At 57.6% G+C, this 17,867-nt stretch carries 14 protein-coding genes and 1 pseudogene; all 15 read right to left on the bottom strand.

Annotated features, from left to right (window positions below; all coding sequences use genetic code 11):
• Positions 1-132 precede the first annotated feature (132 nt).
• Positions 133-564 carry a sugar 3,4-ketoisomerase gene (locus J1G34_RS27035; protein ID WP_339434565.1) on the bottom strand — a complete coding sequence of 144 codons (432 nt, stop codon included), beginning with the start codon at positions 562-564 and terminating at the stop codon, positions 133-135.
• Positions 553-1,110 (bottom strand): annotated as a pseudogene (rfbC, locus tag J1G34_RS27040) (dTDP-4-dehydrorhamnose 3,5-epimerase); the annotation flags it as partial. The pseudogene rfbC and the gene J1G34_RS27035, both read right to left, overlap by 12 nt.
• Entirely contained in the window at positions 1,110-2,000 is an 891-nt protein-coding gene (gene rfbA / locus J1G34_RS02080; protein WP_065936292.1) for a glucose-1-phosphate thymidylyltransferase RfbA, read from the bottom strand. The pseudogene rfbC and the gene rfbA, both read right to left, overlap by 1 nt.
• Positions 2,001-2,596: 596 nt before the next feature.
• Positions 2,597-3,949 carry a Wzz/FepE/Etk N-terminal domain-containing protein gene (locus J1G34_RS02085; RefSeq protein WP_065936291.1) on the bottom strand — a complete coding sequence of 451 codons (1,353 nt, stop codon included), beginning with the start codon at positions 3,947-3,949 and terminating at the stop codon, positions 2,597-2,599.
• Between the two features lie 333 nt (positions 3,950-4,282).
• Positions 4,283-4,513 carry a lipopolysaccharide assembly protein LapA domain-containing protein gene (locus J1G34_RS02090; RefSeq protein ID WP_065936290.1) on the bottom strand — a complete coding sequence of 77 codons (231 nt, stop codon included), beginning with the start codon at positions 4,511-4,513 and terminating at the stop codon, positions 4,283-4,285.
• A gap of 25 nt (positions 4,514-4,538) precedes the next feature.
• Positions 4,539-4,835 (bottom strand): integration host factor subunit beta, encoded by a 297-nt coding sequence (gene ihfB, locus J1G34_RS02095; protein ID WP_003189779.1) that lies wholly within the window; start codon positions 4,833-4,835, stop codon positions 4,539-4,541.
• 131 nt (positions 4,836-4,966) lie between these two features.
• Complete coding sequence (locus J1G34_RS02100; RefSeq protein ID WP_222993177.1) at positions 4,967-5,251, bottom strand: hypothetical protein; 285 nt, start codon at positions 5,249-5,251, stop codon at positions 4,967-4,969.
• A 158-nt stretch (positions 5,252-5,409) separates the two neighbouring features.
• Positions 5,410-7,095, bottom strand: a complete 1,686-nt coding sequence (gene rpsA / locus J1G34_RS02105) for a 30S ribosomal protein S1 (protein ID WP_065886412.1) — start codon at positions 7,093-7,095, stop codon at positions 5,410-5,412.
• 119 nt (positions 7,096-7,214) lie between these two features.
• Positions 7,215-7,904 (bottom strand): (d)CMP kinase, encoded by a 690-nt coding sequence (cmk, locus tag J1G34_RS02110; RefSeq protein ID WP_222993179.1) that lies wholly within the window; start codon positions 7,902-7,904, stop codon positions 7,215-7,217.
• A complete protein-coding gene (locus tag J1G34_RS02115; RefSeq protein ID WP_065936311.1) occupies positions 7,901-10,111 on the bottom strand; it encodes a bifunctional prephenate dehydrogenase/3-phosphoshikimate 1-carboxyvinyltransferase in 2,211 nt (736 codons plus the stop codon). The genes cmk and J1G34_RS02115 overlap by 4 nt, the downstream gene beginning before the upstream one ends.
• Before the next feature lie 28 nt (positions 10,112-10,139).
• Positions 10,140-11,252: a histidinol-phosphate transaminase gene (gene hisC / locus J1G34_RS02120; protein ID WP_122560885.1), complete on the bottom strand. Its 1,113-nt coding sequence runs from the start codon at positions 11,250-11,252 to the stop codon at positions 10,140-10,142.
• Positions 11,253-11,261: 9 nt separating this feature from the next.
• A complete protein-coding gene (gene pheA, locus J1G34_RS02125) occupies positions 11,262-12,356 on the bottom strand; it encodes a prephenate dehydratase (protein WP_003172650.1) in 1,095 nt (364 codons plus the stop codon).
• Positions 12,356-13,441, bottom strand: a complete 1,086-nt coding sequence (serC, locus tag J1G34_RS02130; protein WP_065936287.1) for a 3-phosphoserine/phosphohydroxythreonine transaminase — start codon at positions 13,439-13,441, stop codon at positions 12,356-12,358. The genes pheA and serC overlap by 1 nt, the downstream gene beginning before the upstream one ends.
• Before the next feature lie 211 nt (positions 13,442-13,652).
• Complete coding sequence (gene gyrA, locus J1G34_RS02135) at positions 13,653-16,307, bottom strand: DNA gyrase subunit A (protein WP_065886408.1); 2,655 nt, start codon at positions 16,305-16,307, stop codon at positions 13,653-13,655.
• A 425-nt stretch (positions 16,308-16,732) separates the two neighbouring features.
• Entirely contained in the window at positions 16,733-17,803 is a 1,071-nt protein-coding gene (gene mtnA / locus J1G34_RS02140) for an S-methyl-5-thioribose-1-phosphate isomerase (RefSeq protein WP_065893577.1), read from the bottom strand.
• Positions 17,804-17,867 lie beyond the last annotated feature (64 nt).

Raw genomic sequence — 17,867 nt, forward strand, 5'->3', positions numbered from 1 at the left:
TTCGGTGCTTCGTTATTGGGTGCATAAGGCACAGCCAACGCTGCACCGCTGCAAATCTGTAAGCTGCTTGATCAGGCCGCGCGCTAAAAGGCGGGCTCGCTAATGCTGGACCTGAGCAAGCATGCTATTCAATCAAGCGTATCGTTTCACCGCACGCATGAAATCATCGTAATTTCGTAGATAATCGCCTTCATCATAATGATTGCTTGCGAACACCAGGAGAACGCAATCTTCACTGAAATCGTGCATCTCGCGCCAAATCAGCCTCTTGATGTGAATGGCCTTGTTCGGGGCGTCCAGCCAAATTGACTTCCGCGTCACACCGTCGTCGATCAAAATTCTGCATTTACCAGACAGGCAGATAATGTACTGCTCTAATCTGAAATGAGCGTGCGAGCCCCTGCTGACACCTGTTTTAGTATCAAAAATGTAATAGGCTCGTCTGACGTCAAACGGGATATCACGCCCTTGCTCAAGGGCAATCAGACTGCCACGATCATCTCCGATTATTTGCAGTTCACTCGACGTCACATTGCCTGTTAGCGCTGAAACAAAGGAAATCACATCCGAGAGCAACGGAGCTTCGTTATCTTTCTGGCTGATGATCAACTCCTGAGTCACCGGCCATTGGATACCAATGGCGGGATCGCTCCAGTTGATCGATTGCTCACAGGCCCTGGAGTAAGTATCCGTAGTTTTGTAGAGAAACTCCGTATTGTCTTCCAAGGCTAAGAAACCGTGCGCAAATCCTTCTGGAATCCAAAGCATCCGGCCATTGCTCGCTGACAACTCGACGCCCACCCACTGGCCAAATGTTTGCGAGCCCTTTCTGATATCTACCGCCACGTCATAGGCACTGCCTGCGGTAACCCGCACCAGTTTGCCCTGGGCATGGGGATCATGCTGAAAGTGCAGTCCCCTCAAGACATGCTTTTTTGAGCATGAATGATTGTCTTGTACAAATGGGCGCGGGATTGGATGACCTAATGCGGCGAGTTGCTCATGAAACAACGGCTCATTGAAACTTTCCATAAACCATCCACGGTCATCCGCGAATACTTTGGGCTCAATGATGACCACACCGGCCAACTTGGTCTCTATAAACTTCATTAGCTCGTATGCTCAGTAAGTATGTTCCGCAAGTATTGCCCATAGCCTGTTTTACTCAAGTGCTGCACTTGAATGGCCAATTGTTCGGGCGTAATCCAGCCGGCATGAAAGGCGATTTCTTCGAGGCAAGCCACTTTCAAGCCCTGCCGATGCTCAATGGTATGCACAAACTGACTCGCCTCCAACAATGACTCATGGGTGCCCGTGTCCAGCCAAGCAAAGCCTCGCCCCAACATTTCGACAGTCAGGCTTCGCTGCTCAAGGTAAACACGATTTACATCGGTAATTTCAAGCTCGCCACGTGAGGATGGGAGGATGCTTTTAGCGATCTGCACGACTTGGTTGTCGTAAAAGTACAGGCCTGTAACAGCATAATTCGACTTAGGTTTTGCGGGCTTTTCTTCAATACTGAGCACACGTCCAATAGGGTCAAACTCAACCACACCGAAACGTTCCGGGTCCGATACGTGATATCCAAATACGGTGGCACCAGACGTCTGCGACATGGCAGATCGCAGGTTATCGGAAAAATGCTGACCATAGAAAATGTTATCGCCCAAAATCAGGCACACAGGGTCTTTGCCAATAAACTCCTCACCTATAATGAATGCCTGCGCTAAGCCGTCGGGATTAGGCTGCTCCGCATAGCTCAATTGCACACCGTATTGGCTGCCGTCACCGAGTAATTTCTGGAATCCTGGCAAATCATCGGGGGTCGAGATAATCAAAATTTCACGAATACCTGCCAGCATTAGCACAGACAGCGGGTAGAAGATCATCGGTTTGTCGTAGATGGGGAGCATTTGCTTCGACACTCCCAGTGTCAATGGATAGAGGCGGGTGCCCGCGCCTCCTGCAAGAATGATTCCCTTACGCTTCAACATTGTCATATCCAAAACACGTCCTTAACGTCCAGATCCCCCCACCATTCGGACAGAGGTTTACTTGATTTTTACTGAAAAATCGTGCCGCCCATCCAAAACCTTTAGCTGAAATCCTTGAAAGCGTTGGATCACCCTACCTCGCCAAATACTTATCACGGCGGCGCTTCTGCTGCGTATTGCAACCGGCCGGCCGAATGGCCTTTTTTGTTCGGCATGCTTTTGACACCTTGCCTATGTGCGCTGACACAGTATTTTCGATGGCGACAAAGGGCACTATGATACAGCTCTAACCCTCCAATTCAAAAACGAACTGTGAAAGACTCCAACGGCGTCGAGGCCACCCACTGCAGCGTCAATTAGCCAGCTCGCAGCGAAATCCCCTCTGCAAATGCCCTGCATTTGAAATTACCAAAAACTGAATTTATAGCAGCGCGGGCCAAGCACTAGGTGATGACGAAGGAAACAGCTTCCCCTCCCGACCAGGGTGCAAAGCTTCGATGGTTGAATACTCAAGGGATGCCCGGTAAACCTCAAAATCCGGGACCAATAATGAGCCATGACTATGCAAGATCATGGCTTGCTGGATGCACTGAAAGGCAGGATTACAGTACCGCCTTCTCGTGCGATGGCTTACCTTCAGCATTAGAGATCCGCGGAGTGGCCTCCTGTTGCCTGGCGCGTCGACCACTGACGACAAAATGCCTGACCAATGCAGAGAGAACTCCCAAGATCCCACCCACAAAAATGCCGACCGCCAGTATCAACACTCTCTTAGGATTTACAGGTCTTAATGGCTCAAGCGCTTTTCGGTCTATCGTTACCAGCTTCATGTTGCTGATGTCGAGATTGCCCAGATTTCTCAGGCGTACAACCTCCGCCCTCAGAGGCTCAACCCCGGAAAGAAAGAGGTCTTCATTTTTCCGCTGGTTTAACACCTCAATTTCACGGTTACTCTGCAGCAACTGCAATTCACGAGCGATTTGGGCGATTCGGCCTTCGGTAAAGTCATCAGACTTGCGTTGCAACAGCGCCGTCCGTTCAGCCGATAATGCTTCTACGCCCATGAAATAAAGGGGTATTTGCTGATTATTAATCTCTGTTCGCATCACGCTGCTACTTTCGCTGGAACCCGTACTTTTTTCACCCAAGGCAGAAGGTGTCGTCGGCTTCTCGATTCCGAGAGATTTAGCAATCGCAATAGCCTCACCCAGTTGCGTAATGCGGTCCTGGCGAGTAGTTTTGATTTGCTGGCGCAAAGCTTTCAGCTCGTCCTGCAACTGTGCCCGCTTGAGATTGTCGGCCTCTAGAAGCGTTGCTATTCGCGCATCTTTATCCGTCTTATAACTTGAGCGAGCCGCTTCAATCTTACCTTCCAGTTCGCTTAGACGGTTTTTAACAATCACTCGGAGGTCGGCAGCGATCTGTTCACGCTCAGCACCAATCGCGAAATCAACGAATTTATTAAGCACGTTGACGCCATCAATACCCTTCGGATAAGTGAGCCCAAGACCTATATAGGCACTCAGAGAGTCTGATTTTTTTGGATCGGGAAGCACTAACTTCAGCGAGTCGCGATTAAAAGCGTCAAAGCTTTGCTCAAGTGTACGTCCAGGGCGCTCGAAGGGCTTGAACAACTCCTGATTAGCCCTGAAGAAATTGAGTCGAGTCTCATAAGACTCCAACGATGCGCCTACTTTGATAAGCGCATCCCCTGGGGGTAGCTGATAGACCTCAGAACGATTCAAAGCATCCAGCTCATTGATAGCAGCGGGGCGCAAAACACTACTTACTTGGTACTCAGGAGTTGCAGTGAATGCATAGACTGCCGCAGCCAATGTCACCCCTACGGTCACACATAAAATAAGGATTTTCTGTTGCCAAATGGCTTGGAAAACTGCGGTGATATCAACCTCACCGTGCGGAGGTGCAGAGGGGATGCGAAAGCTACTACTCACAACAAAAACCTGCCTTCAAAGAGAAACTGCGGGCTCGTTATGCAGACAAAATTGTGTATTTTTTATTTTAATTAGTAACAGCCAAAAACCGGCGTCTCTGCCAAATTTTGAGCGCACAAAATGCCCGTTATCGAGAACAGATTCCATTTTGCCATCTCTTTGGCATAATACAAGCCTTGAAATGTATGTCGGACGATTCTGATTTTTCCGTGGGAACTGTCGTAACCAGCAGGACTGGGTGGCCAGGCAGCAGTGCAAAGCTCAAAGAGCTCTGCATGATGAGATTTCTGACAAACGGTCATGAGCGCCGCTCACCGCACCACACCTGAACCACTAGGCAATCGTCTTATGCCGACGCCTACGTACAAACACCCCCAACAACGGCCCAATCAACATTCCTACAATCAAAGCAATCACCACAAACACCGCCACCGGCATCTGCGCAGTACTCCAACCCAAGAAAGACAACGCAACACCTTGCTGATTCTCGAGCACAAATGCCAAAATTACCAAACCCGCAAGCACTGCAATCAATATCGCAACAACGCGCTTAACCCCACGCATACCCATCTCCTTTCCAAAGAAATACTCAGACGCCCTCTTCCTCTTCTTCGTTCACCCGATCGCGCAATTCCTTGCCCGGTTTGAAGTGGGGAACGAACTTGCCGTCGAGACTGACGGATTGGCCGGTTTTTGGGTTGCGGCCAACGCGCGGCGCGCGGTAGTGGAGGGAAAAGCTACCGAAGCCGCGAATTTCGATGCGGTCTCCAGTGGCCAGGCATTGGGACATTTGCTCGAGCATGGTCTTGATAGCCAGCTCCACATCCTTGGATGAGAGCAGCCCTTGATGGGTGACAATTCGTTCGATCAACTCCGACTTCGTCATATTTTTCCCTTCTTTTTCAAGCAGCTAGGAAAAGCGCTTCGAAGGTTTTAGCATGACTTGATGAATTTGAACAGCCCGTATATCAACTTATCTGCGAGCTGAATAAACGCTCACTGTGAACACACAGGACCCTAATTGCAGATCACTAACATCGTCCGCGTGACTGCGCCGGCGGGGTTCCAGCCGAATGGGTAATCGCCCTCTTCATCCGAAGCATCACTGGATCGGGTAATGACTTTATAGCCCTGCATTTTGCATTCGCGAGCAGCGCGTTTTTCGCACTTCTCCCATTTGTTACCCAGACCAGAGCAATCGACCTCTATGCCGCTGACGCCGCGCTTGGCATGGGTCTTAGCGCTGGTGCTGGAGCAACCCGCAAGTACGATCAACGCAAGTATCAAGAGAATCCTGTTCATTCAAACCCTTATCGAATCAGTAACGCGACATATCTTTTAAAGACTATAGCCAGTTCTGACCACAGGCTGAATGCCTTGGTTCGAGGATGTTAATTCATCAAATTTCAGGCACAAAAAAGGGCGACCGAAGTCGCCCTTTTTCTACAGCCTTACAGAACTTAGTTCTGCTTAGCCATTGCTTCGCGCAGCAGGGAGGCCATGGTGGTCTCGCCAGTTGCAGCTGCCGGAGTTTCTTTCAAGCTCTGGATAGCTTCTTTCTCTTCCACTTCGTCTTTAGACTTGATGGAGAGTTGGATTACGCGGCTCTTGCGGTCAACGCTGATGATCTTGGCTTCTACTTCCTGGCCTTCTTTCAGAACGTTGCGCGCGTCTTCAACGCGGTCACGGCTGATTTCGGAGGCTTTCAGAGTCGCTTCGATATCGTCGGCCAGGGTGATGATGGCGCCTTTGGCGTCAACTTCTTTCACTGTACCTTTAACGATGGCGCCTTTGTCGTTCTCTTGTACGTACTCGGAGAACGGATCGCTTTCCAGTTGCTTGATGCCCAGGGAGATACGCTCGCGCTCTGGGTCAACCGACAGGATAACGGTGTCCAGCTCGTCGCCCTTCTTGAAACGACGAACAGCTTCTTCGCCAACTTCGTTCCAGGAGATGTCGGACAGGTGAACCAGGCCGTCGATGCCGCCGTCCAGACCAATGAAGATACCGAAATCGGTGATCGACTTGATGGTGCCGGAGATTTTATCGCCCTTGTTGAACTGGCCAGAGAAATCTTCCCATGGGTTAGATTTGCACTGCTTGATGCCCAGGGAGATACGACGACGCTCTTCGTCGATGTCCAGAACCATAACTTCCACTTCGTCGCCGACTTGTACGACTTTCGAAGGGTGGATGTTCTTGTTGGTCCAGTCCATTTCGGAAACGTGTACCAGGCCTTCCACGCCTTCTTCCAGCTCAGCGAAGCAGCCGTAGTCGGTCAGGTTGGTAACACGCGCGGTCACGCGGGTGCTTTCTGGGTAACGGGCTTTGATAGCGACCCATGGATCTTCACCCAGTTGCTTCAGGCCCAGGGAAACACGGTTGCGTTCGCGATCGTATTTCAGAACCTTGACATCGATCTCGTCGCCAACGTTGACGATTTCCGATGGATGCTTGATACGCTTCCAAGCCATGTCGGTAATGTGCAGCAGGCCATCGACGCCACCCAGATCGACGAATGCGCCGTAATCGGTGAGGTTCTTGACGATACCTTTGACTTGTTGGCCTTCCTGCAGGGATTCCAGCAGAGCTTCACGCTCGGCGGAGTTCTCTGCTTCCAGGACGCTGCGACGGGAAACGACAACGTTGTTGCGTTTCTGGTCGAGCTTGATGACCTTGAATTCGAGTTCTTTGCCTTCCAGGTGCGTGGTGTCACGCACAGGACGAACGTCGACCAAAGAACCTGGCAGGAACGCACGGATGCCGTTAACGTCGACAGTGAAGCCGCCTTTAACCTTACCGTTGATAACGCCCTTGACCACTTCTTCAGCTGCGAAGGCTGCTTCGAGAACAATCCAGCATTCAGCGCGCTTGGCTTTTTCACGGGACAGCTTGGTTTCACCGAAACCGTCTTCAACCGAGTCCAGAGCAACGTGAACTTCGTCACCAACATTGATTGTCAGATCACCAGCATCGTTGTAGAACTGTTCCAGCGGGATCAGAGCTTCAGACTTCAGACCAGCGTGAACGGTTACCCAGCGAGCTTGGTAATCGATATCAACGATAACACCGGTGATGATGGAGCCTGCCTGAAGGTTCAGGGTTTTTAGGCTTTCTTCAAAGAGTTCCGCAAAGCTTTCGCTCATTTTAATTCCTGTTGATAAGGGCGAAGAATACGCCCATCTCCACACCCCAGACGGTATGGGTCAGTTTCAATTAGAAGAAGCACCGCAGGACTATGACTGGTCCCCTGCAGCCTTCTTGGTCACCCGGCGATATCGCGAATGGCGATCTCGCTCATGATGCGTTCCAGCACCTGCTCGATGGACAACTCCGTGGAATCCAGCTGTATGGCGTCAGCCGCCGGCTTGAGCGGGGCTACCGCACGCTGGGTATCACGCTCATCGCGTGCACGGATCTCATCTAGCAGACTCGACAGACTAACACCATCGACTTTGCCCTTCAACTGCAAGTAACGGCGGCGAGCACGTTCCTCGGCGCTGGCGGTCAGGAAAATCTTCAGCGGCGCCTCGGGAAACACCACCGTGCCCATGTCACGGCCGTCGGCGACCAGGCCCGGCGACTCCTGAAACGCGCGCTGGCGCTGCAGCAATGCGTCACGCACGGCGGGCAACGCGGCAACCTGGGAGGCCCAGGAACCGACTTGCTCGTTACGCAGGTCGTCGGTCACGTCGTCCCCTTCGAGGATGATCCGCTGGGGATGACCTTCCGTCGCGCCGACGAACTGGACGTCAAGGTGCGCCGCCAGCAGCTTCAGGGATTCTTCGTTGGTCAGGTCGACGCCATGGTTGCGCGCAGCGAAGGCCAGCAGGCGATACAGCGCGCCGGAATCGAGCAGGCACCAGCCGAGACGCTTGGCCAGGATGCCGGCGATCGTGCCTTTGCCCGAGCCGCTTGGCCCATCGATGGTAATCACCGGTGCTTTGATATTCACAATTGAGCCTCTTGGGCTACACGCATGCCAACATGGGCACACAGTGTAAGAAAGTTCGGAAAAGATGTAGCGACGTTAGCGCAGTCACGGATACGAATCGGCGCCGCCGCTCGCAACGACGCCACGCTCAATGCCATGGCGATGCGGTGATCGCCATGGGCATGCACGTCGCCGCCGCCTATCGGGCCGCCATCAATGATAATCCCATCAGATGTCGGTTCACACTTCACACCCAGCGCCAGCAGACCGTCGGCCATGACCTGGATGCGATCGGATTCCTTCACCCGCAGCTCCTCGGCACCGCGCAACACGGTGCGCCCCTCGGCGCAGGCGGCGGCGACGAACAGCACGGGAAACTCATCGATCGCCAGCGGCACCAGCGCTTCGGGAATCTCGATGCCTTTAAGCACAGCGGCGCGTACACGCAAGTCGGCCACCGGTTCGCCACCCACTTCACGCGGGTTTTCCAGGGTAATGTCCGCGCCCATCAGGCGCAGAATATCGATCACCCCGGTGCGGGTCGGATTGATACCGACATGTTCGAGCAACAACTCGGAACCCTCGGCAATCGTGGCCGCCACCAGGAAAAATGCCGAGGAGGAAATATCCCCAGGCACTTCTATATGGGTAGCGGTCAACGTATGCCCGGATTCGACCGACGCCGTCGCGCCCTCCACGGTCACCGGGTAACCAAAACCGCGCAGCATGCGCTCGGTGTGGTCGCGGGTCGGTGCAGGCTCGGTCACTGCGGTTTTGCCTTCGGCATACAGTCCGGCCAGCAACACACAGGATTTCACCTGGGCACTGGCCATCGGCAGTACATAATTGATGCCTTTGAGTGCCTGGCCACCGCGGATGGTCAGCGGCGGGCACCCTTGCGGCCCGGTCTCGATCAGTGCACCCATGTCCCGCAACGGCTTGGCCACGCGGCTCATCGGGCGCCTGGACAGCGACGCATCGCCCGTCAGCACGCTGTCGAAGCGCTGCGCCGCCAGCAACCCGGACAGCAGGCGCATGGACGTGCCGGAATTGCCCAGGTAGATCGGCCCCGGCGCCGGTTTCAAGCCATGCAAGCCCACGCCATGAATCGTCACGCGGCCGTGGTGCGGCCCTTCAATCACCACGCCCATGTCGCGAAATGCCTGCAAGGTCGCCAGGGCGTCCTCACCTTCAAGGAAGCCTTCCACTTCGGTCACGCCATCAGCCAATGAGCCCAGCATGATCGAGCGATGGGAGATCGACTTGTCACCCGGCACCCGAATGCGCCCGCTCAAGCGGCCACCTGGACGGGCGATGAAGGTCAGTTCGTCGGCATTCACTGCGGTTTCCATATAGGCGCGCCGCGCCAGGATCTTGCTGAAGTGTTCACGCGCCACCCGCGCACGGGTGAACACACCCAACAGTTGATGGCCATCGCCTGCATCCACGGCGTCGCGCAAGGCGTCGAGGTCGCTGCGGAAGGTATCGAGGGTACGCAACACCGCTTCACGATTGGCGAGGAAGATGTCGTGCCACATCACCGGGTCGCTGCCGGCAATCCGCGTGAAGTCGCGGAAGCCGCCGGCGGCATAGCGGAAAATCTCCAGGTTCTCGTTGCGCTTGGCCAATGAATCCACCAGGCCGAATGCCAACAGATGGGGCAGATGGCTGGTCGCCGCCAGCACTTCGTCGTGACGCTCGACCTGCATATGCTCCACATCCGCGCCCAACTCGCGCCACAACCGGTCCACCACGGCCAAGGCCGCAGGATCGGTCTGCGCAAGCGGCGTCAGGATCACTTTGTGCCGACGAAACAGCTGGGCGTTGGAGGCTTCCACCCCACTCTGCTCGGAGCCGGCAATCGGATGGCCGGGCACGAAACGCGGCGGCATTTCACCAAACGCCAGTTGTGCTGCGCGCACCACGTTGCCCTTGGCGCTGCCGACATCCGTGAGGATCGCGCTGCCCAAATCCAGGCCGGCCAAAATCGCCAACAGCTTTTCCATGGCCAGGATCGGCACGGCCAGCTGGATCACGTCGGCACCCTGGCACGCGATGGCCAGGTCCGCCTCGCAGCGATCCACCACCCCCAGCTCCACCGCCAGCTTGCGCGATTGCGGGTCGAGGTCCACACCGACCACTTCGCCGCACAGGCCGCTCTCGCGCAGACCTTTGGCGAAGGATCCACCGATCAACCCAAGACCGACCACCACCAGGCGACCGATCATAGGCACAGCAGGTTGCAATGCAGTGACATCAACCACGGGCCAGCACCTTGGCCAACGCCTCCAGGAAGCGACTGTTCTCAGCCGGCAAACCGATGGTGACGCGCAGGTGATTGGGCATGCCGTAATTGGCCACCGGGCGTACGATCACGCCTTCGCGCAGCAAACCCTGGAAGACCGGAGCGGCTACCTGGCCGAGGTCGACGCAGATAAAGTTGCCCCTGGACGCAATCCAGCCCAGGCCCAACTCGCGAAAACCGTCCTGCAATTGCTGCATGCCGCGCTCGTTGAGGCGACGGCTTTCCTCGAGGTAATCGGCATCGTTCAACGCCGCGCAGGCCGCCGCCAGGGCCAGACTGTTAACGTTGAACGGTTGGCGCACACGGTTCAGCACATCAGCGACTACCGCGCTGGATAAACCATAGCCAACCCGCAGCGACGCCAGGCCGTAGGCCTTGGAGAAGGTGCGCGACACCAGCAGGTTCGGATAGGCCGCCAGGAAGGCCAGTCCATCCGGCAGGTCGCTGCCTTCGGCGTACTCGATATAAGCCTCGTCCAGCACCACGAGGACGTGCTCGGGCACGTCCTGCAGGAATTCGTTCAAGGCCTGCTCATCGAACCAGGTGCCCGTCGGGTTATTCGGGTTGGCGATAAACACCACGCGGGTTTGCGCATCGATTGCGGCCAGCATTGCCGGCAGATCGTGCCCCCAGTCTTTTGCCGGAATCACCCGCGCTTCGGCGCCTACGGCCTGGGTGACGATCGGGTAGACCGCAAATGCATGCTCACTGAACACCGCGTTCAGGCCCGGTGCCAGGTAGGCCCGGCCGACCAGCTCGAGGATGTCGTTGGAGCCGTTGCCCAGGGTCACCTGGTTCAGCTCGACCCGACACTTTTGCGCCAGCAACGACTTGAGGGCAAAGCCGTTGCCGTCGGGATAACGGGTCAGCTCGGCCAACTCTTCCCGAATCGCCGCCAACACTTTGGGGCTCGGGCCCAGCGGGTTTTCGTTACTCGCCAGCTTGACGATTTTGGACGGATCCAGATTCAACTCACGCGCCAACTCGTCCACAGGCTTGCCCGGAACGTAAGGCGAGAGTTGTTGCACGCCCGGCTGCGCCAGGGCGAGGAAGTTGCCACTCATGTCAAAGCCTCACAAAACCGCTTTCGGGTAAGAGCCCAGCACCTTGAGTGCCACGGCCTCCTGGCTGATTTTCTCCAGCACACCTTTGACCAGTGGGTCACGGTGATGCCCGATGAAGTCGATAAAGAACACGTAGGTCCATTTACCGCTGCGCGAAGGACGCGTCTCGATGCGCGTCAGGTCAATCCCGTTGTCGTGGAACGGCACCAGCAGCTCATGCAGCGCACCGGGCTTGTTGCTCATGGAGACGATGATGGAGGTCTTGTCGTCGCCGGTGGGCGGCACTTCCTGGCTGCCGATCATCAGGAAGCGCGTGGAGTTGTCCGGACGGTCCTCGATTTTCTCGGCCAGGCGCGTGAGCCCGTACAGGCCAGCCGCCATATCGCCGGCAATCGCCGCCGAGTTCCACTCGCCCTTGACCCGCTTGGCCGCCTCGGCATTGCTGGAGACCGCCACGCGCTCGACGTTCGGGTAATGGGCGTCCAGCCACTTGCGGCACTGAGCCAGGGACTGGGCGTGGGAATAGATACGGCTGATGCTGTCGGTCTTGGTGTTTTCGCCCACCAGCAGGTGGTGGTGGATGCGCAGCTCGACCTCGCCACAGATCACCATGTCGTGTTCCAGGAAGCTGTCCAGCGTGTGGTTGACCGCGCCTTCGGTGGAGTTTTCCACCGGCACCACGCCAAAATTCACCGCACCGGCCGCCACTTCGCGGAACACTTCGTCGATCGCCGCCATTGGCTTGCTGATCACGGCATGGCCGAAATGTTTCATGGCCGCCGCTTGGGTGAAGGTGCCTTCCGGGCCGAGGTACGCCACTTTCAGCGGCTGCTCCAGCGCCAGGCACGAGGACATGATTTCACGGAACAACCGCGCCATCTCTTCGTTGCCCAGCGGCCCCTTGTTGCGCTCCATCACGCGCTTGAGCACCTGAGCCTCGCGCTCGGGCCGGTAGAACACCGGCACCTCGCCTTCCGCCAGGGACGCCATTTTCACCCGGGCCACTTCCTGGGCGCAGCGTGCGCGCTCGCTGATCAGCTCGAGGACTTTCTCGTCCAGGCTGTCGATGCGTACCCGCAGGGCCTTGAGTTCTTGCTCAGACATTAGCCGTGTTCCTTTTCGAACTCTGCCATGTAGGCAACCAGCGCGTTGATGGCGTGGATGTCGACGGCGTTGTAGATGGAGGCGCGCATGCCACCGACCGAACGGTGACCCTTGAGGTTCAGCAGGCCGCGCTCGTCGGCACCGGCCAGGAACGGCTTGTCCAGGCGGTCGTCAGCCAGGCGGAATGGCACGTTCATCCATGAGCGATTGGCGAGGTTGATCGGGTTGCTGTACAGGCCGCTGGCGTCGATGAAGTCGTACAAGGTGCGCTTCTTCACTTCGTTGAGCTTGCCCATGGCAGCCACGCCGCCCTGCTCCTTGAGCCATTCGAACACCAGGCCGGACAGGTACCAGGCGAATGCCGGCGGGGTGTTGTACATCGAGCCATTATCGGCCGCGACCTTGTAGTTGAGCATGGTCGGGCACACCGAGCGCGCGCGGCCGAGCAGGTCTTCGCGGATGATATTGACCAGGATGCCGCTCGGGCCGATGTTTTTCTGCGCGCCGGCGTAGATCATGCCGTACTTGGACACATCGATGGGGCGCGAGAGGATGTCCGAGGACATGTCGCACACCAGTGGGACATCGCCCACTTGCGGCACCCAGTCGAATTGCAGGCCGCCGATGGTTTCATTGGCGACGTAGTGCACGTAGGCCGCATCCTTGGACAGATTCCATTCGTTCTGACCAGGAATGGCGAAGTAGTCATAAGGCTTGGCGGTGCCTGCCACATTGACATGACCGTAGCGGGAGGCTTCTTCAATGGCCTTCTGACCCCAGATACCGGTGTCGATATAGTCGGCCGTGCCGCCTTCGGGCAGCAGGTTCAGCGGGATCTGGGCGAACTGCTGGCTCGCGCCGCCCTGCAGGAACAGCACTTTGTAGTGGGAGGGGATGTCCAGCAAGTCGCGCAGATCCTGCTCGGCCTTGGTGGCGATGGACACGAACTCATCGCTGCGATGGCTCATTTCCATCACGGAGAGGCCTTTTCCATGCCAGTCGAGGAGTTCAGCCTGCGCGCGCTGCAGGACTGCTTCAGGAAGCGCCGCGGGACCGGCACAGAAGTTATAGGCTCTCTTGCTCACATCCAATCTCTCTGATCTGGTGGGACTGAAATCAAACACTGCTGGGGCGAGCTTGCTCGCGAAAAACCCGATAGCGCAAGGGCGTATCAGGCAGCCCGCGTCATCGTTGGCGATTTTCGCGAGCAAGCTAGCTCCTACAGGGGGCGGCGTTATATTTCAAAGGGGACAAACAACAAGGGGGCGAATCTTCATCCGCCCCCTGTGTGTCCGCTTATTCCTGCGGTTCTTCTTCGTCTGCGGCAGCATCGAGGGTTGGCTCGTCGACGTTGTCATCGCCGGCTGCGATCACCTCGCCGTCGAATTCCTCACCTTCGAGCGCTTCGCCCTCAACTTCCGAAGGCTCCTGCACACGCTCAAGGCCGACCAGTTTTTCATCCTTGGCCAGCTTGATCAGGGTCACGCCCTGGGTGTTACGGCCCAGGCTCGATACTTCCGCCACGCGGGTACGGACCAGGGTGCCCTGGTCGGAAATCAACATGATCTCCTCGCCGTCGAGCACCTGCACCGCGCCGACCAGACGGCCGTTGCGGTCGTTGCTGACCATGGCAATCACGCCCTGGCCGCCACGCTTGTACTCCGGGAACTCGCTGATGGCGGTGCGCTTGCCGTAGCCACGCTCGGACGCGGTAAGGATCTGGCTGCCTTCTTCCGGGATCAACATGGAGATCAGCTTCTGCCCTTCCGGCAGGCGCATGCCGCGCACGCCGCGGGCGGTACGGCCCATGGCGCGAACGTCGGACTCCTTGAAGCGCGTGACCTTGCCGCCGTCGGAGAACAGCATGACTTCGCGCTCGCCATCGGTGATCGCGGCAGAGATCAGCACGTCGCCTTCATCCAGTTCCAGGGCGATCAGGCCCACACTGCGTTGACGGCTGAAGGATTCCAGCGGGGTCTTCTTCACGGTGCCCATGGCGGTGGCCATGAAGATGAAGTGACCTTCGGTGTATTCCTCGACCGGCAGCATGGTGGTGATGTATTCATCACTGTCCAGCGGCAGCAGGTTGACCAGTGGACGCCCACGGGCGGCACGGGAGGCTTCCGGGATTTCGTAGGTTTTCAGCCAGTACACCTTGCCCTTGCTGGAGAACAGCAGCAGCGTGGTGTGGCTGTTGGCGACCAGCAGGTGAGCGATGTAGTCCTCATCCTTGACGCCGGTAGCCGATTTACCTTTACCGCCACGACGCTGGGCCTGGTACGCCGCCAACGGCTGGGTCTTGGCATAGCCACCGTGGGAGATGGTCACCACACGCTCTTCTTCCGGGATCATGTCACCCAGGGTCAGGTCGAGGCGCGCATCGAGGATTTCGGTGCGGCGCACGTCGCCGTATTCGGCGCGGATCACTTCGAGTTCTTCGCGGATCACTTCCATCAGGCGCACGGCGCTGTTGAGGATGCGGATCAGCTCGCCGATCTGGTTGAGAATCTCCTGGTACTCGGCCAGCAGCTTCTCGTGCTCCAGCCCGGTAAGGCGGTGCAGGCGCAGTTCCAGGATGGCCTGGGCCTGTTCCGGCGACAGGAAATACTTGCCGTCACGCAGGCCGTATTGCGGGTCCAGGGTCTCAGGGCGGCAGGAATCAGCGCCGGCGCGTTCAACCATGGCCACCACGGCACTGGATTCCCACGGCATCTTGATCAGGGCTTCCTTGGCTTCCGACGGCGTCGGCGATGCCTTGATCAGGGCGATTACCGGGTCGATGTTCGACAGCGCAACCGCCTGGCCTTCCAGGATGTGGCCGCGCTCGCGGGCCTTGCGCAATTCGAACACGGTACGACGGGTGACCACTTCACGGCGGTGACGGACGAAGGCTTCCAGCAGATCCTTGAGGTTCAGGATGCGTGGGCGGCCATCGATCAGGGCAACCACGTTGATGCCAAACACGCTTTGCAGCTGGGTCTGGGCGTACAGGTTGTTGAGGATCACCTCGGGCACTTCGCCACGACGCAGCTCGATGACTACGCGCATACCGTCCTTGTCGGACTCGTCGCGCAGTTCGGTGATGCCTTCGAGCTTCTTCTCTTTAACCAGCTCGGCGATCTTTTCGATCAGGCGCGCTTTGTTCAGCTGGTACGGGAGTTCGGTGATGACGATCTGCTGGCGGCCACCGACCTTGTCGATGTCCTCGATGATCGAGCGGGCGCGCATGTAAATGCGCCCGCGACCGGTGCGGTAGGCTTCGATGATGCCGGCGCGACCGTTGATGATCGCGGCGGTCGGGAAGTCCGGGCCGGGGATGTATTGCATCAGCTCATCGACGGTCAGCTCGGGGTTGTCGATGAGGGCCAGGCAACCGTCGATGACTTCACCGAGGTTGTGCGGCGGGATGTTGGTGGCCATGCCCACGGCGATACCGCTGGAACCGTTGACCAGCAGGTTGGGAATACGGGTGGGCATGACGGCCGGGATCATTTCGGTGCCGTCATAGTTCGGCACCCAGTCCACGGTTTCTTTATGCAGATCGGCCAGCAGTTCGTGCGCCAGCTTGGTCATGCGCACTTCGGTGTATCGCATGGCCGCGGCGTTGTCGCCGTCGACCGAACCGAAGTTGCCCTGGCCGTCTACCAGCAGGTAGCGCAGGGAAAACGGCTGGGCCATCCGAACGATGGTGTCGTACACCGCAGTGTCGCCGTGGGGGTGATACTTACCGATCACGTCACCGACAACACGGGCAGATTTCTTGTACGGCTTGTTCCAGTCGTTACCCAGCTCGCTCATCGCGAACAGCACACGCCGGTGCACGGGCTTCAAGCCGTCGCGCGCATCAGGCAGTGCCCGACCGACAATGACGCTCATCGCGTAGTCGAGGTAGGACTGTTTCAGCTCGTCTTCGATATTGACCGGGAGGATTTCTTTGGCCAGTTCGCCCATGAGAAGCCTGATTCCTTTTTCGGGTGAAACTTCGTTACATCCATTCGGGACGAACAAAGCTCGCCGCTGCCGGCACGGTGCCTGACAACGACTTACGACAAATCAACGAGTTATGACACGGATCTGCACGTTATGGACCACCCCTCGGGGCAGCCCTGGAAACCGCCGGATGTTATCACAATCGCCGCCACGCACCTATCCCCCTGATGCGCATGGAGGCTAGTAATTTGATGAATGACAGGCTTGAGGGGGACGAGAGAGGCTCAGAGGTGGGGTGGTGCTGTTTTTTGAGGGCAAATCCGGGACTTTTATTGACTTTGAGGGCCAATCGGGGGCAAGCCCCCTCCCACACTTGAATTGTGAACACAGTCAAACCTGTGGGAGGGGGCTTGCCCCCGATAGCAATGGCACAGACACCACAGCCCTCAATGCAGCCGCTTACGGCACATCAACCTGGCCAGCTTGGCAGTATCCGGCCGCTCCACCACACCTTTTTCGGTCACGATTACATCAATCAGATCCGCCGGCGTCACATCGAACGCCGGATTAAATACCTGCGCCTCCAACCGCTGGCCATTCACCTCCAGCAACTCAGCGCCGTCACGCTCTTCCAGGGTCACATCATCGCCGGTAGCCATCATCAGATCGACGGTCGAGCTCGGCGCCACCACCATGAAGCGTACGCCGTGGTGCATGGCGCAAACGGCCAGTTGATAGGTACCGATCGTGCTGATCACATCGCCATTGGCCGCGATGCAGTCCGCGCCGACCACCACCCAGGTGACGCCTTTGGTCTTGAGGATATGCGCCCCGGCAGCGTCGGCATTTACCGTGACCGGAACGCCGGCGCCGGCCAACTCCCAGGCGGTCAATCGCGAGCCTTGCAGCCACGGCCGGGTTTCATTGGCATAAACCTGCTCGACCAGGCCTTCCAGGAATGCCGCGCGGATCACCCCGAGGGCCGTGCCGACACCGCCGGAGGCAAGGGCGCCGGCGTTGCCATGGGTCAGGATCGCCTGGGCGTTGCCCTGATGCTTGCGAATGCGCTCGAGGCCCAATTGGGCCATGACCACATTGGCTTCGCGATCGCTCTCATGAATCGCAATGGCTTCGGCTTCCAGCGCCGCCAACGGGTCGGCGTGTTGCTTGAGACGGTCAAGGCGCTCGCGCATGCACTTCAACGCCCAGAACAGGTTGGATGCGGTGGGGCGGGTATCGGCCAGCAATGCGTAGTCTTCTTCCCATGCCGCCTGCCAGTCGTCGCCCTCGGCAATGCGCTGGCGCGCAGCCAGGACCAGGCCGTAGGCCGCACTGATACCAATGGCCGCCGCGCCGCGCACCACCCTCGCGCGAATGGCGGCGGCCACCTCGTCGACGGTTGAGCACGTTACCCAGCTTTCCCGGGCCGGCAATGCACGCTGATCGAGCAGGTGCAGCACGCCATCACGCCACTCGATGGCCTTCACCTTCTCCGCCGCCAACAGTCGGTCGCGCATCCCTTAACCCCGTACTCATGAACAAAAGCCGCCGATTATAGCGATCCGCCCGCCGGGACGCTCG

Source organism: Pseudomonas sp. Wu6 (genome assembly GCF_019891515.1).
GTDB classification, from domain to species: domain Bacteria; phylum Pseudomonadota; class Gammaproteobacteria; order Pseudomonadales; family Pseudomonadaceae; genus Aquipseudomonas; species Aquipseudomonas orientalis_A.

What these genes read in the sequence shown, in the direction of transcription:
- rfbA (WP_065936292.1), bottom strand. Translation starts at nt 2,000, where the DNA reads ATGACAATGTTGAAGCGTAAGGGAATCATTCTTGCAGGAGGCGCGGGC.
- J1G34_RS02090 (WP_065936290.1), bottom strand. Translation starts at nt 4,513, where the DNA reads ATGCGTGGGGTTAAGCGCGTTGTTGCGATATTGATTGCAGTGCTTGCG.
- ihfB (WP_003189779.1), bottom strand. Translation starts at nt 4,835, where the DNA reads ATGACGAAGTCGGAGTTGATCGAACGAATTGTCACCCATCAAGGGCTG.
- J1G34_RS02100 (WP_222993177.1), bottom strand. Translation starts at nt 5,251, where the DNA reads ATGAACAGGATTCTCTTGATACTTGCGTTGATCGTACTTGCGGGTTGC.
- rpsA (WP_065886412.1), bottom strand. Translation starts at nt 7,095, where the DNA reads ATGAGCGAAAGCTTTGCGGAACTCTTTGAAGAAAGCCTAAAAACCCTG.
- J1G34_RS02115 (WP_065936311.1), bottom strand. Translation starts at nt 10,111, where the DNA reads ATGATCGGTCGCCTGGTGGTGGTCGGTCTTGGGTTGATCGGTGGATCC.
- hisC (WP_122560885.1), bottom strand. Translation starts at nt 11,252, where the DNA reads ATGAGTGGCAACTTCCTCGCCCTGGCGCAGCCGGGCGTGCAACAACTC.
- pheA (WP_003172650.1), bottom strand. Translation starts at nt 12,356, where the DNA reads ATGTCTGAGCAAGAACTCAAGGCCCTGCGGGTACGCATCGACAGCCTG.
- gyrA (WP_065886408.1), bottom strand. Translation starts at nt 16,307, where the DNA reads ATGGGCGAACTGGCCAAAGAAATCCTCCCGGTCAATATCGAAGACGAG.
- mtnA (WP_065893577.1), bottom strand. Translation starts at nt 17,803, where the DNA reads ATGCGCGACCGACTGTTGGCGGCGGAGAAGGTGAAGGCCATCGAGTGG.